General features: G+C 58.2%; 23 protein-coding genes. 12 read left to right on the top strand and 11 right to left on the bottom strand.

Features of this window, described 5'->3' with window-relative positions:
• Window positions 1–104: 104 nt before the first annotated feature.
• On the bottom strand, window positions 105–2,168 hold the full coding sequence (treS, locus tag OSC50_RS11400) for a maltose alpha-D-glucosyltransferase (protein ID WP_266249486.1): 2,064 nt from the start codon (window positions 2,166–2,168) through the stop codon (window positions 105–107).
• A 75-nt stretch (window positions 2,169–2,243) separates the two neighbouring features.
• The gene (locus OSC50_RS11395; RefSeq protein WP_266249487.1) at window positions 2,244–3,032 is read right to left on the bottom strand and encodes an AraC family transcriptional regulator; all 789 of its coding nucleotides are present in this window, start codon (window positions 3,030–3,032) and stop codon (window positions 2,244–2,246) included.
• Window positions 3,033–3,216: 184 nt separating this feature from the next.
• On the opposite strand from OSC50_RS11395, the gene OSC50_RS11390 reads away from it, so the two are divergent.
• The 5 genes from OSC50_RS11390 to OSC50_RS11370 are packed head-to-tail and all read left to right on the top strand — an operon-like array spanning window position 3,217 to window position 9,643.
• Complete coding sequence (locus OSC50_RS11390; RefSeq protein ID WP_266249489.1) at window positions 3,217–4,842, top strand: APC family permease; 1,626 nt, start codon at window positions 3,217–3,219, stop codon at window positions 4,840–4,842.
• Window positions 4,843–4,854: 12 nt separating this feature from the next.
• On the top strand, window positions 4,855–5,781 hold the full coding sequence (locus OSC50_RS11385; protein ID WP_253507849.1) for a 4-hydroxyproline epimerase: 927 nt from the start codon (window positions 4,855–4,857) through the stop codon (window positions 5,779–5,781).
• A gap of 30 nt (window positions 5,782–5,811) precedes the next feature.
• Complete coding sequence (locus OSC50_RS11380; protein WP_181077774.1) at window positions 5,812–6,759, top strand: dihydrodipicolinate synthase family protein; 948 nt, start codon at window positions 5,812–5,814, stop codon at window positions 6,757–6,759.
• A gap of 58 nt (window positions 6,760–6,817) precedes the next feature.
• Entirely contained in the window at window positions 6,818–8,389 is a 1,572-nt protein-coding gene (locus OSC50_RS11375) for an aldehyde dehydrogenase (NADP(+)) (protein WP_266249491.1), read from the top strand.
• A 3-nt stretch (window positions 8,390–8,392) separates the two neighbouring features.
• A complete protein-coding gene (locus OSC50_RS11370) occupies window positions 8,393–9,643 on the top strand; it encodes an NAD(P)/FAD-dependent oxidoreductase (protein WP_266249492.1) in 1,251 nt (416 codons plus the stop codon).
• A 9-nt stretch (window positions 9,644–9,652) separates the two neighbouring features.
• On the opposite strand, the gene OSC50_RS11365 is transcribed toward OSC50_RS11370, so the two are convergent.
• The 3 genes from OSC50_RS11365 to OSC50_RS11355 form a co-directional block, all read right to left on the bottom strand.
• On the bottom strand, window positions 9,653–10,567 hold the full coding sequence (locus OSC50_RS11365; RefSeq protein WP_266249494.1) for an ADP-ribosylglycohydrolase family protein: 915 nt from the start codon (window positions 10,565–10,567) through the stop codon (window positions 9,653–9,655).
• A gap of 36 nt (window positions 10,568–10,603) precedes the next feature.
• Entirely contained in the window at window positions 10,604–11,587 is a 984-nt protein-coding gene (locus OSC50_RS11360) for a GlxA family transcriptional regulator (RefSeq protein ID WP_266249735.1), read from the bottom strand.
• A 345-nt stretch (window positions 11,588–11,932) separates the two neighbouring features.
• On the bottom strand, window positions 11,933–12,541 hold the full coding sequence (locus OSC50_RS11355) for a LysE family translocator (protein ID WP_181077781.1): 609 nt from the start codon (window positions 12,539–12,541) through the stop codon (window positions 11,933–11,935).
• Window positions 12,542–12,799: 258 nt separating this feature from the next.
• On the opposite strand from OSC50_RS11355, the gene OSC50_RS11350 reads away from it, so the two are divergent.
• Together OSC50_RS11350 and OSC50_RS11345 are read left to right on the top strand one after the other, a co-directional pair.
• Window positions 12,800–13,060 carry a hypothetical protein gene (locus tag OSC50_RS11350; protein ID WP_253507856.1) on the top strand — a complete coding sequence of 87 codons (261 nt, stop codon included), beginning with the start codon at window positions 12,800–12,802 and terminating at the stop codon, window positions 13,058–13,060.
• Window positions 13,061–13,217: 157 nt separating this feature from the next.
• Window positions 13,218–13,598, top strand: a complete 381-nt coding sequence (locus OSC50_RS11345; RefSeq protein WP_253507858.1) for a DUF1090 family protein — start codon at window positions 13,218–13,220, stop codon at window positions 13,596–13,598.
• An 86-nt stretch (window positions 13,599–13,684) separates the two neighbouring features.
• Here the strand turns inward: OSC50_RS11345 and OSC50_RS11340 are convergent, their stop codons facing one another.
• Entirely contained in the window at window positions 13,685–13,951 is a 267-nt protein-coding gene (locus OSC50_RS11340; protein WP_313598459.1) for a hypothetical protein, read from the bottom strand.
• Window positions 13,952–14,591: 640 nt separating this feature from the next.
• Entirely contained in the window at window positions 14,592–16,007 is a 1,416-nt protein-coding gene (locus OSC50_RS11335) for a hypothetical protein (protein WP_266249497.1), read from the bottom strand.
• Between the two features lie 653 nt (window positions 16,008–16,660).
• Here OSC50_RS11335 and OSC50_RS11330 point away from each other — a divergent pair.
• From OSC50_RS11330 to OSC50_RS11320, 3 genes are all read left to right on the top strand, one after another.
• Window positions 16,661–18,088 carry an ApeA N-terminal domain 1-containing protein gene (locus tag OSC50_RS11330; RefSeq protein ID WP_266249498.1) on the top strand — a complete coding sequence of 476 codons (1,428 nt, stop codon included), beginning with the start codon at window positions 16,661–16,663 and terminating at the stop codon, window positions 18,086–18,088.
• Window positions 18,089–18,229: 141 nt separating this feature from the next.
• Window positions 18,230–18,445, top strand: coding sequence for a hypothetical protein (locus OSC50_RS11325; protein WP_266249500.1), 216 nt, complete (start codon window positions 18,230–18,232; stop codon window positions 18,443–18,445).
• A gap of 311 nt (window positions 18,446–18,756) precedes the next feature.
• Entirely contained in the window at window positions 18,757–19,482 is a 726-nt protein-coding gene (locus tag OSC50_RS11320; RefSeq protein WP_266249501.1) for a hypothetical protein, read from the top strand.
• On the opposite strand, the gene OSC50_RS11315 is transcribed toward OSC50_RS11320, so the two are convergent.
• Window positions 19,461–19,670: a hypothetical protein gene (locus OSC50_RS11315; protein WP_253511327.1), complete on the bottom strand. Its 210-nt coding sequence runs from the start codon at window positions 19,668–19,670 to the stop codon at window positions 19,461–19,463. The two genes, OSC50_RS11320 and OSC50_RS11315, sit on opposite strands and share 22 nt — an antisense overlap.
• 82 nt (window positions 19,671–19,752) lie before the next feature.
• Here OSC50_RS11315 and OSC50_RS11310 point away from each other — a divergent pair, with 82 nt between their 5' ends.
• Together OSC50_RS11310 and OSC50_RS11305 are read left to right on the top strand one after the other, a co-directional pair.
• Window positions 19,753–20,433, top strand: a complete 681-nt coding sequence (locus tag OSC50_RS11310) for an SOS response-associated peptidase family protein (protein WP_266249503.1) — start codon at window positions 19,753–19,755, stop codon at window positions 20,431–20,433.
• A gap of 196 nt (window positions 20,434–20,629) precedes the next feature.
• Entirely contained in the window at window positions 20,630–22,024 is a 1,395-nt protein-coding gene (locus OSC50_RS11305) for an AlbA family DNA-binding domain-containing protein (RefSeq protein WP_266249504.1), read from the top strand.
• Between the two features lie 75 nt (window positions 22,025–22,099).
• Here the strand turns inward: OSC50_RS11305 and OSC50_RS11300 are convergent, their stop codons facing one another.
• The 3 genes from OSC50_RS11300 to OSC50_RS11290 all read right to left on the bottom strand — a co-directional run bounded on the left by OSC50_RS11300 (window position 22,100) and on the right by OSC50_RS11290 (window position 24,130).
• Window positions 22,100–22,894 (bottom strand): DNA adenine methylase, encoded by a 795-nt coding sequence (locus tag OSC50_RS11300; protein WP_266249506.1) that lies wholly within the window; start codon window positions 22,892–22,894, stop codon window positions 22,100–22,102.
• A gap of 148 nt (window positions 22,895–23,042) precedes the next feature.
• Window positions 23,043–23,585: a lysis system spanin subunit gene (locus OSC50_RS11295; protein WP_266249508.1), complete on the bottom strand. Its 543-nt coding sequence runs from the start codon at window positions 23,583–23,585 to the stop codon at window positions 23,043–23,045.
• Window positions 23,567–24,130 carry a glycoside hydrolase family 19 protein gene (locus OSC50_RS11290; protein ID WP_262020343.1) on the bottom strand — a complete coding sequence of 188 codons (564 nt, stop codon included), beginning with the start codon at window positions 24,128–24,130 and terminating at the stop codon, window positions 23,567–23,569. Before OSC50_RS11290 ends, OSC50_RS11295 begins: the two co-directional genes overlap by 19 nt.
• Window positions 24,131–24,136 lie beyond the last annotated feature (6 nt).

Below are 24,136 nucleotides of genomic sequence, written 5' to 3'. Positions count from 1 at the left end.
CAGTGGGAGGGGGCTTGCCCCCGATGACGGTGTGTCAGTGGCAAATAGGCTGACTGACCCACTGCTATCGGGGGCAAGTCGAATCGTCGCACCGCCCCTCTCCCCTACATCGGCGTGCTGCTGACCACCCGGAGCGCCAGGCCCTCGTAAGCATCCAGGGTGATGGTAAACGCGCCGTCCTCGGTCAGATCGCCTTCGACCCGTTCATTGATGATGTCCACCACCGGGCCGGGTGCGATGTTGGGCAGGTGCAGGGTTTCGGTGATGGGCGTGGCGCCGAAGTTCAGCGCGGTGATCTGCGTGCCCTTACCGGCAGGCAGTTCGTGGACCATGATCAAGAGGCCAGGGTATTCTACGTCCGGCACCAGGATCTGGCGGCTGGCGGCAATGTCATAGGCGCGGCGCACCGCGAGGATTTTCTGCAGTTGCGAGGCGAACGATTGCGGGTCCTGCAACTGGTGGTTCAGGCTGCCATACAAGCTTCTCGAACGCGGCATCTGGCCTGCGGACAGTTGCGCGTCCGGGTTCAATTCCACCAGATCGTAAGCGCCGCGATGAATCCAGCGGGTATCGCCGTCCTGCATCAGGTGCGCAACCTCATCGGCCGCCAGCGGCAGCGCGCCCACCAGATCCCAGCCGGACAACGCAAACACCCCAGGCTGCATCGCGTTGTACATCACCAGCAACAGGTGGATCTGCTGGATCTGCTGAATATCCGCCGCCGTGATGGCCTCCAGGTCACGAATGCCCAGTGCCGCCGTGATGATACTGACGGTGGTGCAGGACACGCCGTTGGTGACGAACTTGAGGTTGTAGGGCGCGTGCTCGCCGGTCAGGCGCTCGTACATCTGCTCACGGATGTGCTCGCGCAGAATGTTGCCGGGGAAGGTCTGGCCCTGGTAGAGGAAGCTGTCGTGGGCATGCAGGGTCCAGAAGTGCACCAGCTCCAGGGTCAATTCATCGTGGTTCTGCAACGCGTGGATCAACGAACCGGGGTCGATGCCCTGGCGGTGCATTTCCCGCAGCATCAGGCGCAGGAATTCGGCATCGCCCATCAACAGCGCGTGCTGGTAAGCCGGCCGAGTGATGAAGTCATAGGACAGGTCGGCGCCGCCGTGGGACATGGAAGCGATGTCATCCACGGTGAGGTTCAGCTCCTGGAAGCTGAAGCCGCCGGCCTTGCGAATCGCGCCGCCGATCAGCTGGTTACCGGTAATCGACAGCGGGTGGCTCTCGGACCACGCGCCGCCCTCAAGCTTGCGCTCCACACCGAGAAAACCGTTGGCGTCCAGGCGCAGGATCTTGGCGCCCATCACGTCGATAGCGTGCAACGCATCGCCGATGATCATCTGCTGCGCGGCAAACGATGGGTCCAGCCAGTTGAGCGACGGTTGGCCTTCCTTGAAGTAATGCAGGTACACCCAGCGGCGTGGCTTGCCGTCGACGCCCACCACCACCGGCGTGGCGCTCCAGTCGGTTTCCTTGACGCCGGGCTCAAAGAAGATCACCCGTTGTAACTGGCCGACGATGTAGTGCTTGTCGCGCAGGGCATCCACCTGCAACGGGCTGAGGTTCTGCGCATCACGCCCCGCCGCCACCTCGGGCAGCAGCGGCCAGTCTTCTTCGCGGATTTCCACCATGTGGTAGAGGCCGGGGTAGTCTTCGTAAGCCATCTCGGCCAGGCGAAAGTCCGCGCCCTTACCGGTGTGGGACGGGATGACGTCATCGATGATCACCGCGTTATGCGCCGCGGCCATGCGCGTCAGCGCCTGCAACTGCGCCTCGGTGCCCAATTGCGGGTCGATCTCGAAACTGATGCGGTCGAAGTTGCCGTCGATGGTCGGCGTGTGCTGCGTACCGTTCAGGCCTCCGGATTTTTTCAGCGGGCCATTGTGGATGCCCTGGATACCGATTTTCGACAGTGCATGCCACAGGCTCTCATCCCCCAGTGCCTCCAGCACCGTACCGCCTTCGCGGGTGACGATCGAGGCCGGGTATGCGGTGAACCAGACCGATGAGAGGGCTGAGGCATCGCGCGGCCGGGTCTGTGCATAGGGCTGTTGCCACAACCGACCTTGCCCCGAATAGAGCTTGGCGCGCTGACGCGCCGCGTGCAGCATCGATTGTTCTACCAGCCAGTTCACATGGGTGTTGTCCGCCGCCGTCATAAGCTTGATACCTGTCGTCGTAAAAAGTGGCTCGTAAGCATATGAGGGGCACGGGCGCCATTCGTTGCATCGCAATCACGCCAACGCGGGCCCTCCCCCCGTCGCCTGTCGATACTGGCGTGGCGTAAACCCGGTGGACGCCTTGAACTGCCGAGTGAACGCGCTGTGGTCGGTATAGCCGCACTGCAAGGCCACCTCAGTAATGGGCAGCTCGCTGTGCAGCAGGCGGTGTGCGTGTTCCAGGCGGACTTTCTGGATCATCTGGCGCGGCGTCAGGTTGAACACCCGCTTGCAGTAGCGCTCCAGCTGGGCCACGGAGATGCCGGCGATGCGCGTCAGTTCGCCCAGGGTGACACGTCGGCTGAAGTGGCGGCGGATATGCTCATCGACGGCGGCCAGGCGCTGGTAGGCCGGATGGGTTTCGCTGGCCGATTGCAGGTCAACCGAAATACCGGCCAGGCCGATGATCGTACCGGCCCGGTTGTACAGCGGCCATTTATGAGTCAGGCACCAGCCCGGTTCGCGACTGCCGTACAGGTGCAGCTCCAGCTGGTCTTCCAGCACCAAACCGTCTTCCAGCACCCGTCGATCCTGTTCGGTATACCCCGGCCCCAGCTGCGCGGGGAACACTTCGGCGCTGGTCTTGCCCAGCAGCGGTCGCAACTGCCTGAGGCCGCAGCGCTGCACCAGCGTGCGGTTGGCCAGGGCATAGCGCGCCTGAACATCCTTGATAAAGATCGCGGCGTTGGGGATCACGTCGAGCATCGGCAACAGCTGTGCGGCAGCGCTCACCAATTGTTCGAGGCTGTCGGGGCGACTGGCCGCCTCGCCCTGGCAAAGGCTCGCAAATGCACTGTGCAGCATGGTCATCTCTCCGGCGGCGCCTTGGACGCGTAGCAGATTGCCCGATGCCCGACGCACTGTCGAGCCAGGCAAATTATGCCGATTTCGTCATCGATGGCGACGCAAAACATCAATCCCCGGCGCGCCGGTGAGTTCACTGTAGAGCCCTGCATGCCTCTCCAATAACTCACAAGAAGGCGCCGCTATGTCAGGCCAAGGCAAGTTCAAGAAACAGCTCTCACTGATGGACCTTACCTTTATCGGGTTGGGGGCCATCTTCGGTTCGGGCTGGCTGTTCGCAGCCAGCCATGTGTCCGCGATCGCGGGCCCGGCGGGCATTATTTCCTGGTTGATCGGCGGTTTCGCCGTATTGCTGCTGGGCATCGTCTACTGCGAACTGGGCGCCGCCCTGCCCCGCGCCGGCGGCGTGGTGCGCTACCCGGTGTACTCCCACGGCCCGCTGCTGGGCTACCTGATGGGGTTTATCACGCTGATCGCATTTTCCAGTCTGGTCGCGATTGAAGTGGTCGCGTCGCGTCAATATGCGGCGGCGTGGTTTCCGGAACTGACCCAGGCCGGCTCCAGCAACCCCACCACCCTGGGCTGGCTGGTGCAGTTCGCGCTGCTGTGTCTGTTCTTCGTGCTCAACTACCGCAGCGTCAAAACCTTCGCCATCGCCAACAACCTGGTGAGCGTATTCAAGTTCATCGTGCCGCTGCTGGTGATCGGCGTGTTGTTCAGTTTCTTCAAACCGGCGAATTTCCAGGTGCATGGTTTTGCGCCATTCGGCCTGTCGGGCATCGAGATGGCGGTGTCGGCCGGCGGGGTGATCTTTGCGTACCTGGGCCTCACGCCGATCATCTCGGTGGCCAGTGAAGTGAAAAACCCGCAGCGCACCATCCCGATCGCTTTGATCCTTTCGGTGCTGTTATCGACCGCCATCTATGTGCTGCTGCAAACCGCATTCCTGGGCGGCGTGCCCACAGAGATGCTTGCCGATGGCTGGGCCGGGATCAGCCGGCAACTGGCGTTGCCCTATCGCGACATTGCCCTGGCCTTGGGCGTGGGTTGGCTGGCGTACCTGGTGGTGGCCGATGCGGTGATCTCCCCCAGCGGCTGCGGCAATATCTACATGAACGCCACGCCGCGCGTGGTGTATGGCTGGGCGCAGACCGGCACGTTCTTCAGGATTTTCACGCGTATCGATGAAAAATCCGGCATCCCGCGCCCGGCGCTGTGGCTGACCTTTGGCCTGTCGGTGTTCTGGACCTTGCCGTTTCCGTCCTGGGAGGCGCTGATCAATGTGGTGTCGGCCGCGCTGATCCTCAGCTACGCCGTGGCCCCGGTGACCGTCGCCGCACTGCGCCGCAACGCACCGCAAATGGCCCGGCCGTTCCGGGTCAAGGGCATGGCTTTGCTCGGCCCGGTGTCGTTCATCATCGCCGCGCTGATCGTGTACTGGTCGGGCTGGAGCACCGTGTCGTGGCTGCTCGGCCTGCAAATCCTGATGTTTGCGATCTACCTGCTCTGCGCGCGCTGGGTGCCGACCGCGCACCTCAATCTGGCGCAACAAGTGCGTTCGTCAGCGTGGCTGATCGGTTTCTACGCGGTGATGATCCTGCTCTCCAAACTCGGCACCTTCGGCGGCATCGGCGCCATCGGTCACCCGCTCGATACGCTGGTGGTCGCGGCGTGCGCGCTGGGTATCTATTACTGGGGCGCCGCCACCGGCGTGCCGGCGCACCGGGTGCGGCTGGAACAAGAAGCCGACGAAAGCGAAACGATCGACGAGCACCAAGGCCGACCCGAAATGGCCCCGGCCACGCACTGATTGGAGCGACTGATGAAACGATTGCATGTGATCGACTCCCACACCGGCGGCGAACCTACGCGCCTGGTACTCAGCGGCTTCCCGTCGCTGACCGGCGCCGGTATCGCCGCGCAGCTGGAGTGCTTACGCAGCGAGCATGACCAATGGCGCCGCGCCTGCCTGCTGGAGCCGCGTGGTAACGATGTACTGGTCGGCGCGCTGTATTGCGAGCCGGTTACGCCAGGCGCCACCTGCGGCGTGATCTTCTTCAACAACGCCGGCTACCTGGGCATGTGCGGCCACGGCACCATCGGCCTGGTCAACTCGCTGCACCACCTGGGGCGTATCGCACCGGGGGTGCACACCATCGACACGCCGGTAGGCCCGGTAGCGGCGACATTGCACGAAGACGGCGCGGTGACCCTGCGCAATGTGCCGGCTTATCGCTTTCGCCAACAGGTGCCGGTGGACGTGCCGGGCCACGGCGTGGTCAAGGGCGATATCGCCTGGGGTGGCAATTGGTTTTTCCTGGTCAGCGAACATGGCAAGGCCTTGGAGATGGATAACGTCGACGCTCTCACCGAGTACACCTGGGCGATGCTCAAGGCCCTGGAAAACCAGGGTATCCACGGTGCCGACGGCGCATTGATCGACCATGTCGAGCTGTTCGCCGACGACGCCCACGCCGACAGTCGCAACTTCGTGATGTGCCCCGGCAAGGCCTACGACCGCTCGCCCTGCGGCACCGGCACCAGCGCCAAACTCGCTTGCCTGGCCGCCGATGGAACACTCAGGCCCGGCCAGGTGTGGACCCAGGCCAGCATCACCGGCAGCCAATTCAATGGCCAGTACGAGTGGGAGGGCGAGCGCGTCATCCCCTTTATCACCGGTCGCGCCTATATGACCGCCGACAGCGTGCTGCTGATCGACGAGCAAGACCCTTTCGCCTGGGGCATTTGAGCCCCCCATTTGACTTGAAGGAGTACAACCATGAGCGACAACATTTTTACCGGCTGCATCCCTGCCCTGATGACCCCGTGCACCGCCCAGCGCCAACCTGACTTCGACGCACTGGTCGCTAAAGGCCGCGAACTGATCGAAGCCGGCATGAGCGCAGTGGTGTACTGCGGCTCCATGGGCGACTGGCCGTTGCTCACCGAAGCCCAGCGCCAGGAAGGCGTGGCGCGGCTAGTGGCGGCTGGAGTGCCGACCATTGTCGGTACGGGTGCGGTCAATAGCCGCGAAGCGGTGGCTCACGCCGCCCACGCCGCCCACGTCGGCGCCCACGGCCTGATGGTGATTCCCCGCGTGTTATCGCGTGGCGCATCCGCCACCGCACAGAAGGCGCACTTCTCGGCAATCCTCAAGGCTGCGCCCGAGTTGCCGGCCGTGATCTATAACAGCCCTTACTACGGCTTCGCCACCCGCGCCGAGCTGTTCTTCGAACTGCGCCGCGAACACCCGAACCTGATCGGCTTCAAGGAATTCGGCGGTGGCGCAGACCTGCGCTATGCCGCCGAACACATCACTTCCCAGGACGACCGTGTGACCCTGATGGTGGGCGTGGACACCCAGGTGGTGCACGGCTTCGTCAACTGTAACGCCACCGGCGCCATCACCGGCATCGGCAACGCGCTGCCACGAGAAGTGCTGCACCTGGTGGCGCTGAGCAAACAGGCGGCCAAGGGCGATGCCAAGGCCCGGCGCCTGGCCCGCGAACTGGAAAGCGCCCTGGCGGTGTTGTCGTCGTTTGATGAGGGCTGCGACCTGGTGCTGTATTACAAGCACCTGATGGTGCTCAACGGCGACAAGGGCTACGACCTGCACTTCAATGAGACCGACGTGCTCAGCGAGGCTCAGCGGCGTTACGCCGAGCAGCAGTTCGCACTGTTCCGCCAGTGGTACGCCAACTGGTCGGCCGAGCAGAACCGCGCCTGAGTGCGCACGCGCCGCCGTGATCGGCACGGCGGCCCTTCCTATTTTCCAGGACGATCCTATGACTTTGACGGGCCAGATGCTGATCGGTCAGCATCCTCTGCGCGGCAGCGGCACCGCATTCCGCGCCATCAACCCCGCCACCGACACGCCGCTGGAGCCAGCCTACGCGGGCGGCGATGCTGCGCATGTCGAGCAGGCCTGCGCCTTGGCGTGGGCAGCGTTCGATACCTATCGAGAAACGTCGCTGATGGCTCGCGCGGCATTTCTTGAAGCCATCGCCGAGCAAATCGAAGCCTTGGGCGACGTGTTGATCGAGCGCGCCGCTGCCGAAACCGGCCTGCCACGCCCGCGTCTTCAAGGTGAGCGCGGCCGCACCTGCGCCCAGTTGCGTACCTTCGCGCGCACCGTGCGTGCCGGCGAGTGGCTGGATGTGCGGGTCGACAGCGCCCAGCCCGAACGCGAGCCCTTGCCGCGCCCGGACCTGCGTCAGCGCCACATCGCACTGGGCCCGGTGGCCGTGTTCGGCGCGAGTAATTTCCCCCTGGCCTTTTCCGTGGCCGGCGGCGATACCGCCTCAGCGCTCGCCGCCGGTTGCCCGGTGATCGTCAAGGCGCACAACGCACACCCCGGCACCAGCGAGCTGGTGGGCCGCGCCATTGCCAGGGCGGTGGCGGCGTGCAGTCTGCCGGAGGGGGTATTTTCGCTGCTCTACGACAGCGGTTATGACCTGGGCATTGCGCTGGTCGGCGACTCACGCATCAAGGCCGTGGGCTTTACCGGTTCGCGCAGTGGCGGTATGGCGTTGTGTCGTGCCGCCCAGGCACGCCCGGAGCCGATTCCTGTGTATGCGGAAATGAGTTCGATCAACCCGGTGTACCTGTTTCCAGCGGCACTGGCGGCGCGCGGTGACGCGCTGGCCCAGGGGTTTGTTGCCTCACTGACCCAGGGCGCCGGGCAGTTCTGCACCAACCCCGGATTGGTAGTCGCCATTCAAGGGCCGGCATTGCAGCGCTTTGTTCAGGTGGCGAGCGACTCACTGCAGCACTGCGCCGCGCAGACGATGCTCAGCCCTGGAATCTTCCAGGCCTACCAGCGAGGCGCGAGCGCATTGGCCGACCATGCCGAGGTCGCCGCCACCGGCAAAGCCGCGCAGGGCCCCAACCAGGGCCAGGCGCGTTTGTGTGTTACCCAGGCCGACGCCTTCCTGGCCAACCCGGCACTCCAGGCCGAAGTGTTCGGTGCGACTTCATTGGTGATCGCCTGCACTGACAGCGCGCAAGTGCGTCAGGTCAGCGAGCACCTCGAAGGCCAGCTCACAGCCACGCTGCATCTGGACGAAGCCGACCTGGCTGACGCCCGCTCAGTGTTGCCGTTGCTGGAGCGCAGGGCCGGTCGCCTGCTGGTGAACGGCTGGCCGACCGGCGTGGAAGTGTGCGACGCCATGGTGCATGGCGGGCCGTTCCCGGCCACGTCGGACTCGCGCACCACCTCAGTGGGCACGGCGGCGATCCAGCGCTTCCTGCGGCCGGTGTGCTACCAGGACTTCCCCGACGCCTTGCTGCCTGCAGCACTGCGGCATGACAACCCGCTGCTGCTGCGGCGGCTGCTCGACGGGCAGAGAGAGGCCTAGCCGATGAACCGTACGGATATCGTGGTGGTCGGCGCCGGCATTATCGGCGTGGCCTGCGCGTTGCAACTGGCGCGTCAGGGCCGCCAGGTAGTAATCGTCGACCCGCAGGCGCCAGGCATGGGCGCCTCCTATGGCAACGCCGGGCACCTGGCGACCGAGCAGGTGTTTCCGATTGCCGACCGCTCGATTCTCAAGCGCTTGCCCGCCATGCTGCTGGACCCCATGGGCCCGCTGCGTCTGGACTGGCGCTACCTGCCCCGCGCCCTGCCCTGGTTTACGCGCCTGTTGCTCAACCTGCGCCCGGCGCCTTACCAGCGCACGGTGGCCGGCCTTCGTGCGCTCAACGAGCATAGCCTGGGCGCCTGGCAGCGCTTGCTGACCAGCCTGGAGCGGACGCGGCTGATGCGCCAGGACGGCTCACTGTTGGTGTTCGAACGGGCTGAGTCGCGGGCGGATGTCCAAGCGTTGCAGCACCGGATGCAGCAACAAAACGTGCCGGTGGAATTCTGGCCTGCCGAGGCGATTCGCGAAGCGGCGCCGCAGTTGAGCGAACGCCTGCTAGGGGGACTGTTTTTCCCGGCCACCGGGCATTTTCTCGACCCGTTCCAGGTGGTGGGCGAACTGGTCAGCGCCGCCGAGGCTGCGGGCGTGCAGTTTCTCCAGCGCCGTGTGGTGAGCGGGCAAGTCGATGCCGAAGGCGTCTGCCTGTTCACCGACCAGGCGCCGCTGCTGGCGCGTCAGGCGCTGATTGCCTGCGGTGCGCATTCGGCCAGCCTGACGGCGGCGCTGACCGGCAAACAGGTGCCGTTGGACACCGAGCGCGGCTACCACCTGATGCTGCCCCATGAGCATCAGCGCCTGCCGTTCGCCGTGACCTCCCTGGAGCGTAAATTTATCATGACCCCCATGGCCGGCGGCCTGCGGCTGGCCGGTACGGTGGAGTTCGCCGGGCTTGAACGCCCCGCCAATATGCAGCGCGCCTGGCAGTTGCAACGGTTGAGCCACGGCCTGTTCCGTGAGGAATTGGACGTCAAGGGTGCGACCCCGTGGATGGGCTTTCGGCCGTCGCTGCCCGACTCGCTGCCGATCATCGATCGGGTGGCTGACGGCAAGGTACTGTTGGCGTTCGGGCATCAGCACCTGGGCTTGACCCAGGCGGCGGTGACGGCGGAGCTGGTGGCCGGGCTGGCGGCAGGCACGCCGATGCCAGCGGGGTTGCCGGCCCTGGCGCCTTATCGGCTGGAGCGTTTTTAGCGGCGAGTGTCAGGCCGGGTGACCTGCGGCGTTGAACAATCCGTCGGCCATCGCCTGGATTTCATCCGCCATCCATAACCTTCCCAGCCATTCGGACGGAATCGCCGTGGGTCCGTAATAGGCGCCGGCCAATTGACCGACTATGGCGGCGGTGGTATCGGCATCATCGCCCAGGTTGGCCGCCGCCAGCACTGCATCGGCATAGCTGTCGGTGTGATGAAAGCACCACAAGGCAGCTTCCAGGGAAGCCACCGAATAGCCCGAGCCGACAATCTCCGCGCCGGGTTTGTCACGGTACTCTCCCGCCGCAATAGCCTTCACCTTGGGCGTCATCAACGGTACCTCGGCCAACTGCAGCACCTTCGCTTTCGACGCGCCGCCGAGGGCATTACAGATGGCCTGCGCCAGCACCAGACAGCAGTCAATCGCTTCCTGGGCGGCGTGGGTGGTGCGGGAACTGTCGGCGCTGAAGGTACGCACGTTTTGCAGGTCCGGGTAATAAAACAACACCACAGGCGCCAGGCGCATCATCGAGCCGTTGCCGGCCGAATAGGGGTCGGTTGAGCCGGCGAAAGGGTTGCCGGTGTTCTGGAACAGCGTCAGCGCCTCGCGTACGGTCATGCCGATATCGAAACAGTCTCCGGTTGAACTAAGGTAGCCCCACTGCCACCAATTGAGGTAGCGCGCCATCTGGTCACGGGCATCGAACCCGTCTTTGTGCAGCAGGCTCTCGGCCAGGCACAGGGCCATGGAGGTATCGTCCGTCCACTGCCCCGGTTTGAGGTTGAACGGCCCGCCGCCGACCATATCGGTGATCGGCGCAAAACTGCCCCGGCGCTTGAACTCCAGGGTGGTCCCCACAGCATCGCCGCAGGCCAGGCCCAGCAAGCTGCCACGGTAGCGGTCCTTCAGGGTTAACGACATCGGCACTCCTCGGGAAAATTCCAGACGATGCTCATGCTACTTGATCAGGCGTTTCTCTTTCGAGGGGCGGTATCCGAAGTAGGCGCTGTAACACTTGCTGAAATGGCTCGGCGAGACAAACCCACACGCTACCAGCACTTCCACTTGCGACAGCTCGGTGTGCTGCAGCAAACGCCGCGCTTCGGTTACGCGCAGTTCCATGTAGTAGCGCTGCGGCGTGGTGCCCAATTGCTCCTTGAACAGGCGTTCGAGCTGACGTCGCGAGCGGCCGGCGTAGACTGCCAACTGGTCGAGTTCCAGCGGTTCTTCGAGGTTGGCGTCCATCAGCTTGACCACTTCGCGCAGCGGCGCGCTGACGCTGATGTTTTCAGTCGGTTTGATGCGCCGGTAACGCGACTCTTCAAACGCCAGGATGTCTTCAATGCCTTCGACCAGCGCCTTGCCGTGCAGGCTCTTGATCCAGTCCAACGCCATATGGAACGCACCGGAGGGGCTCGACGCGGTGAGGCGGTCGCGGTCGATCACAAAGGGTTCGCTGGTGACCTTGGCGGCCTTGGACACCTCGGCCAGCGCCGGGCGGTGCTCCGGGTGAATGGCACACTGATAGCCCTGCAACAGCCCGGCGCGGCCGAGAAACCAAGAGCCGTTCCACAACCCGGCCAGGCTCACGCCCATCTCGGCGGCGCTGCGCAGCAGGTGGATGAAGTCGTCACTGGCCTTGAGTTCGGTACGAAAGCCGCCGCAGATCACCAGCAGGTCGAGGTCGTGCAGCACAGCGGCGTCAAGGCGGGCGTCCGGTCGAATCACCAGGCCGAGGTCGCTGATGACCTCGCCGTCGTCGCAGCCAAACGTGCGTGAGGCGAACAGCTCGTGGCGCAGCAGGTTGGCGGTGACCAGGGTATCGAGAGTCTGGGTGAATGCGGGCAGGGAGAAATGTTCGAGCAACAGAAACCCGACGCGGGTGACCGACGCCGGGTGCTGGGAGGTTTCGTTGAGGTAGCGCAGGTTCTTGCCCTTCATGCCACCGCTGAATTGACGTCTTTCCATCGAGGGTTGGCCCACTCTTATTGTGTTGATGCCGTGGGCGCCATCTTAGGGGCAAATGCCCCGGCTGTCTCAAGCACTGATATGGAAAATTCCGGCGGCACTCAACGCCCTCCACCATGGGGTGGCAGCCATATCTGATACGGTTTTTTCTTTGTTATCTGCGTCTGTATCGAAAAACCACCCAGGCGGACAATAGCCACCGTTTCCACTTCCCTTCCCTTCGGAGGTCCTATGACCAAGATGGCACTCTTCCTGTTCGGTTTTCTGGTATTGACCATCGGCATCGGCCTGCTGGCGACCATCTCACCGGTCTGACACCTAGCCGGCCAGGAACATCGGGTACAGCGACAAAACCAGCAAGCCGGCCATTATCCCGTTGAACAGGCGCACCCAACGCGGCTCACGCAACAGGTTGCGCAGCCCGGTGCCGCAGCCCAACCAGACGCACACGCTGGGCAGGTTGACCACCGCGAACACCAAGGCAATGACCAGCACATTGGTCACGTAGCCTTCGGCGGGCGTGTAGGTGGTGATGGCGCCCAACGCCATGATCCAGGCCTTGGGGTTGACCCACTGGAACGCGGCGGCGCCGAGAAACGTCATGGGTTTGCCGCGCTCGTCAGCGCTGTCGGTCATGCCGCCCGCCGTGGCGATCTTCCACGCCAGATACAGCAAATACGCGGCCCCCACGTAACGCAGCAACGTATACGCCCAGGGAAACACCTTGAACACCTCGCCCAACCCCAACCCGACTGCAATCACCAGCAGCATAAAACCGATGCTGATGCCCAGCGCATGAGGTATGGAGCGGCGAAAACCGAAATTCACCCCCGAGGCCAGCAACATGGTGTTGTTGGGGCCGGGGGTGATCGAAGAGACAAAGGCAAACAGTACAAAGGCCGACAGCAGACTGGAAGACATGACCATCGCAAAGCATCCGAACAGGGTGGAAGGCTTACGACAGTAGTGATTTATCCCGACGAACACCCCGTACAGCCAGGCGCGGATCGAGGCATACACTTTTCCCGCACATTCCCATGCAGTTTCACAAAGCTTTCACAGATGCACGCTTAAGGTGACTCCAGTAGCTCCTAGTGAACACCCCTTTTAGCCCGCACCCCCCATCGCGGGCTTTTCTTTGCCCGGCATTTACCCACGGCATGACGCGCAACGGCGGAGACACGCATGCAGGAATTGATACACGACCTGAATGGCCCCCGAACAGCCCAGCAGGAACTGTTCTACGACCTGGAAGACGCAGCGGCGATGATCGGCTGGTCGGTGGTGGAACTCAAGGCCATGGCGGCGAGCGACGCAACACAGGCACTCATTCTGAAAAAGATAGGTGACTTGCTGGCGGCCCAGCAGGACAAGCTCAATGGCTACGCCGCAGAGGTGAAACAGCAGCGCATCAAACGCTCCGACACTGATGGCCCGCCCGAATGAAAACTGTGAATTAGTTCACAGTTCTGCGGACTTCGCGTTGATGGTCAAAATGCGAGCCCATACCATTTGGCTCCACTCGGGCGCTCATCCATAGGGACATTGCCATGCGCCTGCCCGGGACTGCTGACGCGCAGGCAATCAAACATTGAGGTTTGCCATGCGCCTGTCCACACTTGCACCCGCCGCCGCCCTGCTCAGCCTGTTCACCCTGCCCGTCCACGCCGCCGATCTCTCGGCCCTGACCGGCGCGCTGTCCACGGCACTGGGAGGCGCGAACACGACCAACACCGCCAACACCAACAACGCTGCCTCCTGCCAGCAACAAATCCGCGACCTGCAAGCCAACATCAACGCCGCCAACGCCAAGGGCGATACCTTGCGCGCCAGCGCATTCCAGGCGGCGCTGACGCAAACCAATAAAAGCTGCAGTAACGCCACTTACAACACTCAAGCTCAAGTGGACACCAGCTCGCAACGCCAACAGAACGTAAACAAGGCGGCGGACGCGATCAACGCGATTGGTGGGTTGTTTAAATAAATAAGTACAGAGAAGCCTGCTCCCGAGCAGGCTTTCTCGTTACACCGGCTCAATTGCGCAGAGCTCTGCAAACACTGAAACGCCGTTCATTTGTCCAGGTTCAGCAGCTCGTACTTCCGCTCGCCGATCATTCCTCGCAACCAGGCAGCATGAAACTCCATTTCTTCCAAAGACGTCCCCTCGGCAAACTGGTATTCGTACACCCAGTCCTTCGGTCCCTGAAACACAACACTGAAATAGCCATTTCGGTCATAGGCAGCGAGCACATAGGGCCGCATGGAAAAGATGTCGCTGAATGGCACGCGTAACTCGGTGGGTTTACGCCCGCGACGGCTGACGATAAGGGTGAGCACGCGCTGGTTTTCGCCAGGCTCCAGTGCGCCGCGAGGACAGTACCACCGTTGAATGATCTCAGTGTCCCAGGATTGTCCCAATTAACGGCCGGGACAAAATCCGCAGGCACAAAAAAAGCCCCGCAACCTAATGGCTGCGGGGCTTTCGAGAGTGGAGGCCGAGGTCGGAATCGAACCGGCGTAGGCGGATTTGCAATCCACAAATTTCCATTTATTTATCAATAAGTTATACAAAAATCTATTCCGCATCACCAAGATATACACGCCGCTGGAGCCCTCTAGAATCGGGCGGCTTTATTTCGGTTGCGGAATGGATTTTCCGTGCTTCGTCACCTACATCTCCGCAGCCTCACCTCTTCTTATATCCCATATTTTTTTCCATTTCGGTCTTATCTGTCGCCTTGCTGATATGGGTATGACACACCTCATAGACATAAGCGAAATGGCTGCTTTTTACCATTTGCGTAGTGCTCGTTGGTAAAAGCAGCCATTCGATTAACGGCATAGAGGGATAGGGATTCGAACCTTTTCTGTAGTCGCCACAGGCCGCTTAAGGCTAACAAACATTGGCCTTTCCGGTTGATCCCTTGACTTCCTATGGTCTATATCATTTTGACCACTCTCCCCCTATGCAAAGTAATTAAGGGGCTCTGGACTTCAGTGCATCCTGAATGGCCAGCATCTGCGCCGTGGGTTTCATTGCTTCCAGGGTCGCAGCCATCTGCGCCATCTGCGCCGTGGGTTTCATTGCGTCCAAGATCGCAGCCATCTGCGCCATCTGCGCCGTGGGTTTCATTGCTTCCAGGATCGCAGCCATCTGCGCCATCTGCGCCGTGGGTTTCATTGCTTCCAGGATCGCAGCCATCTGCGCCATCTGCGCCGTGGGTTTCATTGCTTCCAGGATCGCAGCCATCTGCGCCATCTGCGCCGTAGGCTTCATTGCTTCCAGGGTCGCAGCCATCTGCGCCATCTGCGCCGTAGGCTTCATTGCTTCCAGGGTCGCAGCCATCTGCGCCATCTGCGCCGTAGGCTTCATTGCTTCCAGGGTCGCAGCCATCTGCGCCATCTGCGCCGTGGGTTTCATTGCTTCCAGAGTCGCACCTATCTGCGCCATATGCGCCGTAGTTTTCATTGCTTCCAGAGTCGCACCTATCTGCGCCATATGCGCTGTAGGTTTCATTGCTTCCAGGGTCGCACCTATCTGCGCCATATGCGCTGTAGGTTTCATTGCTTCCAGGGTCGCACCTATCTGCGCCATATGCGCTGTAGGTTTCATTGCTTCCAGGGTCGCACCTATCTGCGCCATATGCGCTGTAGGTTTCATTGCTTCCAGGGTCGCACCTATCTGCGCCATATGCGCTGTAGGTTTCATTGCTTCCAGGGTCGCACCTATCTGCGCCATATGCGCTGTAGGTTTCATTGCTTCCAGGGTCGCACCTATCTGCGCCATATGCGCCGTAGGTTTCATTGCTCGCAGAGTCGCACCTATCTGCGCCATATGCGCCGTAGGTTTCATTGCTCGCAGAGTCGCACCTATCTGCGCCATATGCGCCGTAGGTTTCATTGCTTCCTGAAGCGCAGCCATCTGCGCCACTGGCATCGCTGGAGCCTGGCGTACAGCATCAAAAAATGGCCTGGTCGCTACGCCAATGTTTGGCGAGTGCCCTGGCGGGCTCACGCTATCTTCTCGCAAAGCCAGTTGCTGAACCGGGCGAGCTGAGGGGCGGAATGCGTCAAGATGCATAAGGCCCAGGTCGGCCGCAACGCACTCCGCTTTTTCGGCTGACACGTTCCAGTGACGCGATATACGCCGTGAAATGGGCGCAATGAATTGCTCTATTGCCAGCGATTCGCCGGAATATATAGGTCCATTTTGTTCGGCCTGCGACCGCAAATCTTCGAATCCACCATACCCCAAAATTTGAGCAAAGGTTTGCTGCACCAATGACAGCTTCGGTTTAAAAGGCTGATCGGGATGATGCTTACGAAGCTTGGAAACAGAGCTCTTGATGCGGCCATTAACGAAATCGGCCAATGTAACGGGAATACGAACCATATAAACACCTCATACAGGGGCACAAAGTTCATACAGCAGCTGGCGGGCCGTGGTGCACCTGACTAGGGTCAAGTTTCGTATCAAAAGAATGGTTGTCGCGACTAAAGCAGGTTGGTCTCGTATCCTAAGAATTCGCGCAAGGCCAGCAGCGCCGAACGAGACCAGTCCGGCTGTTTGACACGCTAAAAGATCTAAAAAGTATTGTCAAGCTCAATTAACCCCGATCGCTGCCGAGGCTCGCTCAGAACTGGTTGTTTTAGCCACACCCCGATTGTGTAGGAGTATGTGGGGGGATTTGGGCGATGGACCCGTACTTGCTGGGTGCAACGCGAGATTGCACCGTGTTGCATAAACGCATAATTGGCATTGAATGGCATAGATGGGCATACAGATTGCCCCATTTTTGCCCCACGCTCGGCGCTCAATGCTTCTCAGAAACGATTCGTCCGATGATAGATAGGAACGCTTAAATCCTAATGCCATATGGCACGAGGGCTAGAGCGCGGTAATGGTCCCCACACCAGGCTCGTATCGCCCAGTCCTAACTTCGTCCCGAAGCCGCCACGGCTATCTTGCTAGCTGTGGCGAATCCAAGCATTTCAACTACTATGATTGATTTCCATCAAGATGAAACGACATAGAAAGGAGCGACCATGGCTGTTGTTCAGGAGCACGGTTATTTTTGGTGGAGTACGGAGAAGGTTCCAGATGAACATTTTGCGCCGGAGAAAGCTGTACCGGGCTATTTAGAAATTTCCGATAACGGAATAGTGACTCTTGAACTTCTTGGTTTTTTAGATGAAGACGATCACCAGCTCGCCACCCTGCTTGCGCCCTCCCCGCCGAATGGAAAAGCCATACAGGGAATCTTAAAGGCAAGCAATAACAGTGTACTGTTATTAGATATTGAACATGATGGTGGACGTTCTTCCGCCAGCGGCATTTCGCATCAAAATTTCAGAGCTTGGAGAGCGCTGGTAGGAAGAAATCGAATCGAATACAAACAAAATCTTTCCGCCAGCGGTTTTTCTGTTAATTTAAAAGGCTTTGAAGACTGGCTAAGACTTGGCAATATAAGCTCGACACGAACCAAGGTTGGCATCACTGCGAAAGCCAATCTAATAAAGGCGCATTCTTATGACTTAAAAAATGCAAAGGTAAAGATTAATTTTTTCTTACAGGGCGACACATTCAGCGCAAAACGCCTGCGAACTCTTACCATAGAAGAACATGCCGAACTAGACTATTTATTTAATAAAGATATCAGTATTGATGACTTACAAGACAAGGTTTCGTTAATATCCGACTTGCTAACCTTACTCTCGGGCAGCAGCAGGTCTCTCGAATGGCCATGGATACATATTGGACGAGGCAAATCCCGAAGTAGATATCAATATTTCTTTGGCTCAACTAGAAATTCATCCCCTCCTCCCAAACTTCATGAATGTTGGGTTGACTTCCCGCAGGTATCAGAAACCTTTGGTTCTTTATTACAGTCTTGGGACGACGCGCAAAGCAGGCTAGGCTCCGGACTCCAGCTTTTTACAGGAACCCTTAAAAGTAGCTCATTGCATCTTGAGCATAAATTCGCAAATTTTATTTGGGGTTTGGAAGTACTTCATCGTTTAAAAAACCCGGATGCTTTACAGTCTGTCGAGTTCAAAGAAAAGATCGATAGAATCATATCCAATATTATAAAAACCAAAGATCGCAAATGGTTAAAGGAAAGACTTCAAAATGCGCACGAACCTTCATTACAACAGAGACTCAAAGAAACAATAAACTCTCTTGAAATAAACTTCGAAACAAAATCCCTTGAAGCCTTTTGTAAAACTTGTGCAGATCTGCGCAATGATCTGTCACACTTTGGCGGGCAAAGAACATTTCCTATATACGAGGATATGATTCAAGCTTTGAATGAAAAATCAGGCGCATTGGAATTTTTATATCACGCTGTCGTCCTCAAGGAAATAGGAGTTGAAATCGATATAATCAAAGCCTTCATTTTTAATGGTCGCCATTCATACAAATACTCACAAATTTACACACGAGCCGGCCTCATTATGGAAATAAAAAAATAATGAAAACAGCGCAGGAAAGAAAACAAAGATGGTATACGACGTCGCAAATTAGTAACGCAATCTTTTCAATTAGTTTTAAGTTCGGTGATCACCATCTGAAAATGCAGCTATGCTGCATTGTTTTCAAATAAGGAGGCTGCCATGGCAAGCGAATACTCATTGGCAGATTTGATCGAAAGGTTTTACGAAAACCAGCTGGCGTTGGAAGCGGCAATAATGGAACTCGCATTTTGGGCTGAACAGCAAGGTGCCTCAGTTGCGGTCGAGAACTTAAGGGGTGCGCTTTTCACGATCGGCGAAAACTCAGGGCACATCAAACAAGGCCTCGCGCGACTTAAAGGACAGGACCTTATTTAGCTCGTAATTTTTAAAAATAGCATTTTTTGATTTGCAGTAAGCCATACCAACAATGCGCTTCTGCGCGGAATGCTACCGCAAGTGGGCCGCAGAAGTGCAGAAAAAATGCCCTATTTAGCCCGCAGTTCGAGGTGGGGGAGGCAGGTGTAGGCCCAGGGACCCACGGCCTGTAGCACGTCACTAGCCCATTTGTGGCATGTCGATGCCCCGGCTCTCCTTCAGCCCCCCCCTACAGCTCGTCGCCTCAAATCGCATCGATGGCAATCCTCGATTACTGTATGCACATACAGTAAAAATAAGCAGTCACTCACATGCTTCCTCCAGAACTCAAAAAGGAATGGCTCGCCAAATGGCGAAGAATCCTCGACGACAACGCGTCCCGGATGGATAACCCCGAGGCTTATCGAATGATGTGCCGGTGGGAGACTCGTGACATGTTGGAGGCTGGGGTCATTGATGAGATGGAGCAATTTGAGATGGATGAGCTGGCCGACGCGGCTTATTGGCATGCGGTTGAAGAGCTGGTCACCACACCTGCGGGGTACACGTATGGCGGCTACTATGACGTCATTCGACGAGCGACATCGGAGTGCGTCGGGTACATCCGAAGCAACACCTATTACTCATCCATCGGTCCAGGTGCTGATGGGTTTGATGGAAAGGTATTTCGCGATAAGACTGCCTTGCGTTTGGTGTTTCGGAGCGACAACCAGGCTTGGGCGATAAATGGGCTGGTGCTTACCGCGCCATCTGGTGAGCTGTACGATTTGGTACAGACCGCGCAGTTTATCTATGGGAAGGTCTACCCAATCATCTGCGATGCCGATACCTATCGTGCGCTGGTAGATTGCGCACAGGTCGCCTTGGAAAGCCGCGATTTTGAGAGCTATCGAAAGGCCCGCCCCCTACTCCTCTCTGCCCAGTTCACCAAGTGCGGTGCCTGCCTGGACCGTTTCGGACAACGTGAGAATTGCAGCACCTGCGCAGGCAACGGCTTCGTCAACACAGCTGGCACTCAGCCGACGTCGCCCGCATAACCAGCAACGGCCTCCTCGACCAGCTCTCGCCATTCAGCGCAATCAATCACCCTGCGCTCAAGCATATTGTCAGCAAGGGCCAGGCGCGTTTCATAACGATATTCTGGTGAGCCGGCTTCAAATTCCGAATCGTTCAGCAGTGCATGCCACGCTTCCATCTCGTTGACCTGCTGTATATCGGTAGTCATGACAAATCTCCGGCGCTAGTGTCTACTCGGTAGAGATGGCCGGCGCGCGGCTGTTCATCAGGGCCGACGAGCGGAGACCGTCATGTGTGGAAGACTCTCGCAATACAGCGGCATTCATGACTTCGTTGCGGCATTGAGCATGCCTAATGCCCTGGCTAATTCCGTGGGTGAGCTGCCGCTTGATCGTTACAACGTTGCTCCAACCACCCAGGTTGCTCTGTTGCACCTGCAGGGCGACCTTCTTCGCGCCGATCCGGTGCGCTGGGGGTGGCGACCACATTGGGCAAAGGACCGAGCCGCGCCAATCAATGCCAGAGTCGAAAAGGTCGCGCACGGACCTTTTTACCGGGCGATCTGGCCGCACCGCGCCATCGCGCCTATAGATAACTGGTTTGAATGGGTGGACGAAGGCGGGCCGAAAAAACAGCCCTACCTGATCCGTAGACAAGACGGCGCACCGGTGCTATGTGCATCCATCGGCCAGTTGCCTGACTCCGATGAAGGACCTGGGGAGCATGATGGCTTTGTAATCATTACCGCCAACAGCGCCGGCGGCATGGTGGATATTCACGACCGAAGGCCCGTGGTGTTGACCCCGGACCTGGCCCGTGAATGGCTGGACCCGGCAACGCCCAAAGAACGTGCCGAGCAGATAGTGCTGCATCAAGGCGAGCCGGCCGAGGCATTTGAATGGTTCAAGGTCGCCGTCGCTGTGGGCAACGTGAAGAGCACAGGCGCGGGCTTGATACAGCCGGTGGGATAAAACAGGCCATAGAAGGCGTTTCGCTCCCAGTTCATGATCACCAACTATACTTTGTAGGTCACAGCCTAGATGCCTGCCCCAGCGTAGAGAAGTCAACATCATTCGATAAACTCTGCCCTGAAAGAGTTCTTATCATGCTTCAGACTCCCCGTCGGAAGCAGTTCCCGTCATCTCAAAGATGAAAAGGATTACCTGTATGAAACACTACTCACCATTTACAAAAAGTTTTAACGACATTAAAACCGAAGATCTATTAGCACTGAGAGATGTAAATGAAGGTTGGTACGTCGAATACAAACAAGCAATATCTAAATCCACGGCCATTGCAAAATCAATTTCCGCGTTTGCGAACAGCTATGGCGGCTGGATTTTTTACGGAATAAAAGAGCATTCCAAAGAAAATTCCGTAGCAGGGGAATTTATCGGAATCGAAAATTCAGAATTAGATGCAGCACTGCAGAAAATAAGACAAGCAGTCGCCAATATGAGTCCTGCCTGCCATTTCGAAACAAAAACTTTATATGGCCCTTGCGAAGCTATTGGCTTAAAGCCTGACCGCGCCATAGTTTGCCTAGTCGTACCGCAAAGTATCGAGGCACCACACGTACACAGCGGAGGATACATTTACCGCCGAGTTGCAGATGGATCAGAACCCGTACCAGAAACTGATAGGTACATGGTAGAAAAACTATTTGACAGATCAAAGACCACAATAGGTCACTATAAAAAATGGCATGATAATGACCCTGAATTCTCTAAAGGGGAATCCAACTCCCCTTTTTTAAGGATAATGATAAAGCCAAATCTCTGGGAATTACCTCGATCAGACTTCACTTTTAATCTGGACAGTGTAAAGGAGATACTCGGCGCTGTGACAGGCAGGGCTATTTGCCTACCTTTCGATACCATCTATCCAAGAGCAGGCGGAATCATCGCCAGGCAGTGTAAAGATAACAACCCGACAAATTTGAGCATCACTTGGGATTTGCAAAGCGACCTAACTAGCGACATCACAATCCCCTTGAACTGGTGTAACGGAAACATTCACGACATCCGTGCTTTCTTGCATGGATATAAACAAACCGCTCCTTTCGTCGAAAAACTAGAATCAACAAAAATAGAAACCACTTCTGTTGTAGACCTAAACCATCTGCACCATGTGCTATTTGGTATCGTGGAAGCTCAAAGAGCTCTACAAAAAAAAGCTGGATGGCCTTTAGATTTTCACCTAAAAATAAAACTTTTGAATGTATGGAGAACAATACCGTTCCTGGATGTTCCTCACTTCATTAAAAATATTGATAAAAATGGTATCCCAATGTGCCTTACAAGTAATGTGACGGCACCTCCTGGATACCACCCCGAGACGTTCGCCCACGTCGAAGATCATTCAAATGGAGAAAGCAACAACTCAGAAATCATAATTCAAACATTATTTTCATTCGCGCCGATAGCAGACGCTTATGGAATTCCGATTTTGAATATGATATTAGCTAAACACACCGAAGAAGATGGTTTTCTTTCCTTAGCCCTAAGCGAGGCTAGTAAGCGAGCGATGGAAGTTCAAGCTATTCGGCAAAGTTATAGATAATTGTCAACCGCCCTGCGAACTCAAAAAACATCTCAACTAGCCGCCATTAAGACGGTTAGCTGAGACATATGAAATCTAAAACAGCCCTCCCAGTGCCGCCGGTTCCCAGTTCATAATCACCAGCTCTCCACTCACCTCGGCTTTACCCTGCCGCTGATTGGTAGTGCTGTACCGGATATCCACCGTCTCAAAGTGGAATCCCTCAAACACACGTCGGATATCAAGATGGTCGTTAATACTCACCATCACCTTGCCTTTGCAGCGGCGCATGAACTCGGCCATGCGCTCGTAATTCTCAAAGGGAAAGTCCACACCATAACCAGCCGTCTGCCAGTAAGGCGGGTCCATGTAATGGAAGGTATGCGGCCGATCGTAGCGTTCGGCGCATTCCAGCCATCCAAGGTTTTCGACATACGTGCCGCAAAGACGCTGCCATGCGGCGGACAGGTTCTCCTCGATCCGCAGCAGGTTGATGGCCGGGCCGGTAGTTGCAGTGCCGAACGTCTGCCCCGTCACTTTGCCGGCGAAGGCATGGTGCTGCAGGTAAAAGAATCGGGCGGCGCGCTGGATGTCGGTGAGGGTTTCCGGACGGGTCATCTTCTGCCACTCGAACACCTGGCGGGAACTGAGCGCCCATTTGAATTGGCGCACGAACTCTTCCAGGTGGTTCTGCACGACACGGTACAGCGTCACCAGGTCGCCATTGATGTCATTCAGGACTTCAACCGGCGCGGCCTGGGGCCGCGTGAAGTAGAGCGCGGCGCCGCCGGCGAAGACTTCAACGTAGCATTCGTGCGGCGGAAACAGTGGAATGAGGCGGTCGGCCAGGCGGCGTTTGCCGCCCATCCAAGGGATGATGGGTGTAGACATAAAAAGCAAGACCTTTGCTGTATGGATAAACAGTGCTAGGCTCGCTCCGCTTTGTGCACGAAGCAGGAGCCTTGGCTGGACTTGCAGGGACGATCTGCGGGGAAGGTGGCCGGGTTGGATGTTGACGCATCCTGCCCGGCCGCTCCTTTTATTTCGGTGTAGAAACTTCTTTTGCGTAAGCCTGACAGGCCCGCAAGGCGATCAATCCTTGGTCGCCGGCATCGGTGATGCCGATAATTCGTTGAGCATGCGCTGGGTCAAGTTGGGCTCTTGCGGTGCCATGAACCACGCGGCCGGTGGCGGTGGTGGTTGGCATTGCACAGCTGCCGATGGGTTCGGTGGCGGCGAGTACGACTGACAGCCGCAGATCAGCAGTAGCCAGGCGATCACGCAGGCGAGCCTGCTTGGTTTGCTCATCGGTCAATTCCTTGTAGTGGGTTTCGTCTTTGTTCTGCAGGCGGAGCTCCAGAGCAAGGCGTTTGTCCTGCTCGGTACGCTGCAGAGCAGCAGACGCTTGGGATATTTCATTGAGGGTGTCCGCCTGCAGCCGGGCTTGCCGCTCTAGCACGCGGCCATAACGCCAATGCTGAGCAGTCCAGGCCAATGCTGCAGATCCCGCGACCACCGCAACTAACAGCAAGCCGATAGCGGCGATACGGAACTGCGCAGGGATCAGATCGAAGAGACGCATAACACCGCCCTCGCCCTGGCCCACAACTGCAGCCGATCCTCCAGGCCATTAAGGCCGCCGTTGATCCGGCGAGTGATGGTGTTGAACTGGTCCTGATCCGCGAGCGCATTCAGCCCGTTTACAGACCAGAACCACGCCGCCGACTCTGCCGCCCATTGCGGTTGCTCGAGCAGCTCGGGGGTGCGCAACAATCGCTCATCGCCGAACAGTGCCAGACTGCAGCGCAGGTAGTTATCGTGCCCGGTTACCTGGATCAGCCCTCGGCCACGATAGCGTTGACCATCACCATCCGCGGCTGGGGTGTTTCCAAGCTTGGCAGCCAGAGTGCCGGTATCGTATTTGCTCAGGTACTGATCGCCGCCCAGTTCGCGGACGTACTGCAGTTGTCCGGACTCGTGACCAAGCTGCGCGAGGAAAGCAGCTTGGCGTTTCGGTGTATTGATCTGCCGATGCGCCATTGCCGCGTTCAGGGCAGATACAAAAACGCCCGCTTGGCGGCGGGCGTTTGGCATGATGCGTTGTAGCTGTTGTTCAGTGATGGTCATAAAAAC

It is taken from the genome of Pseudomonas quebecensis, assembly GCF_026410085.1.
GTDB lineage: Bacteria > Pseudomonadota > Gammaproteobacteria > Pseudomonadales > Pseudomonadaceae > Aquipseudomonas > Aquipseudomonas quebecensis.
Note: the sequence above shows the minus strand (reverse complement) of the source record. Positions and strands in the feature narration are given on the sequence as shown.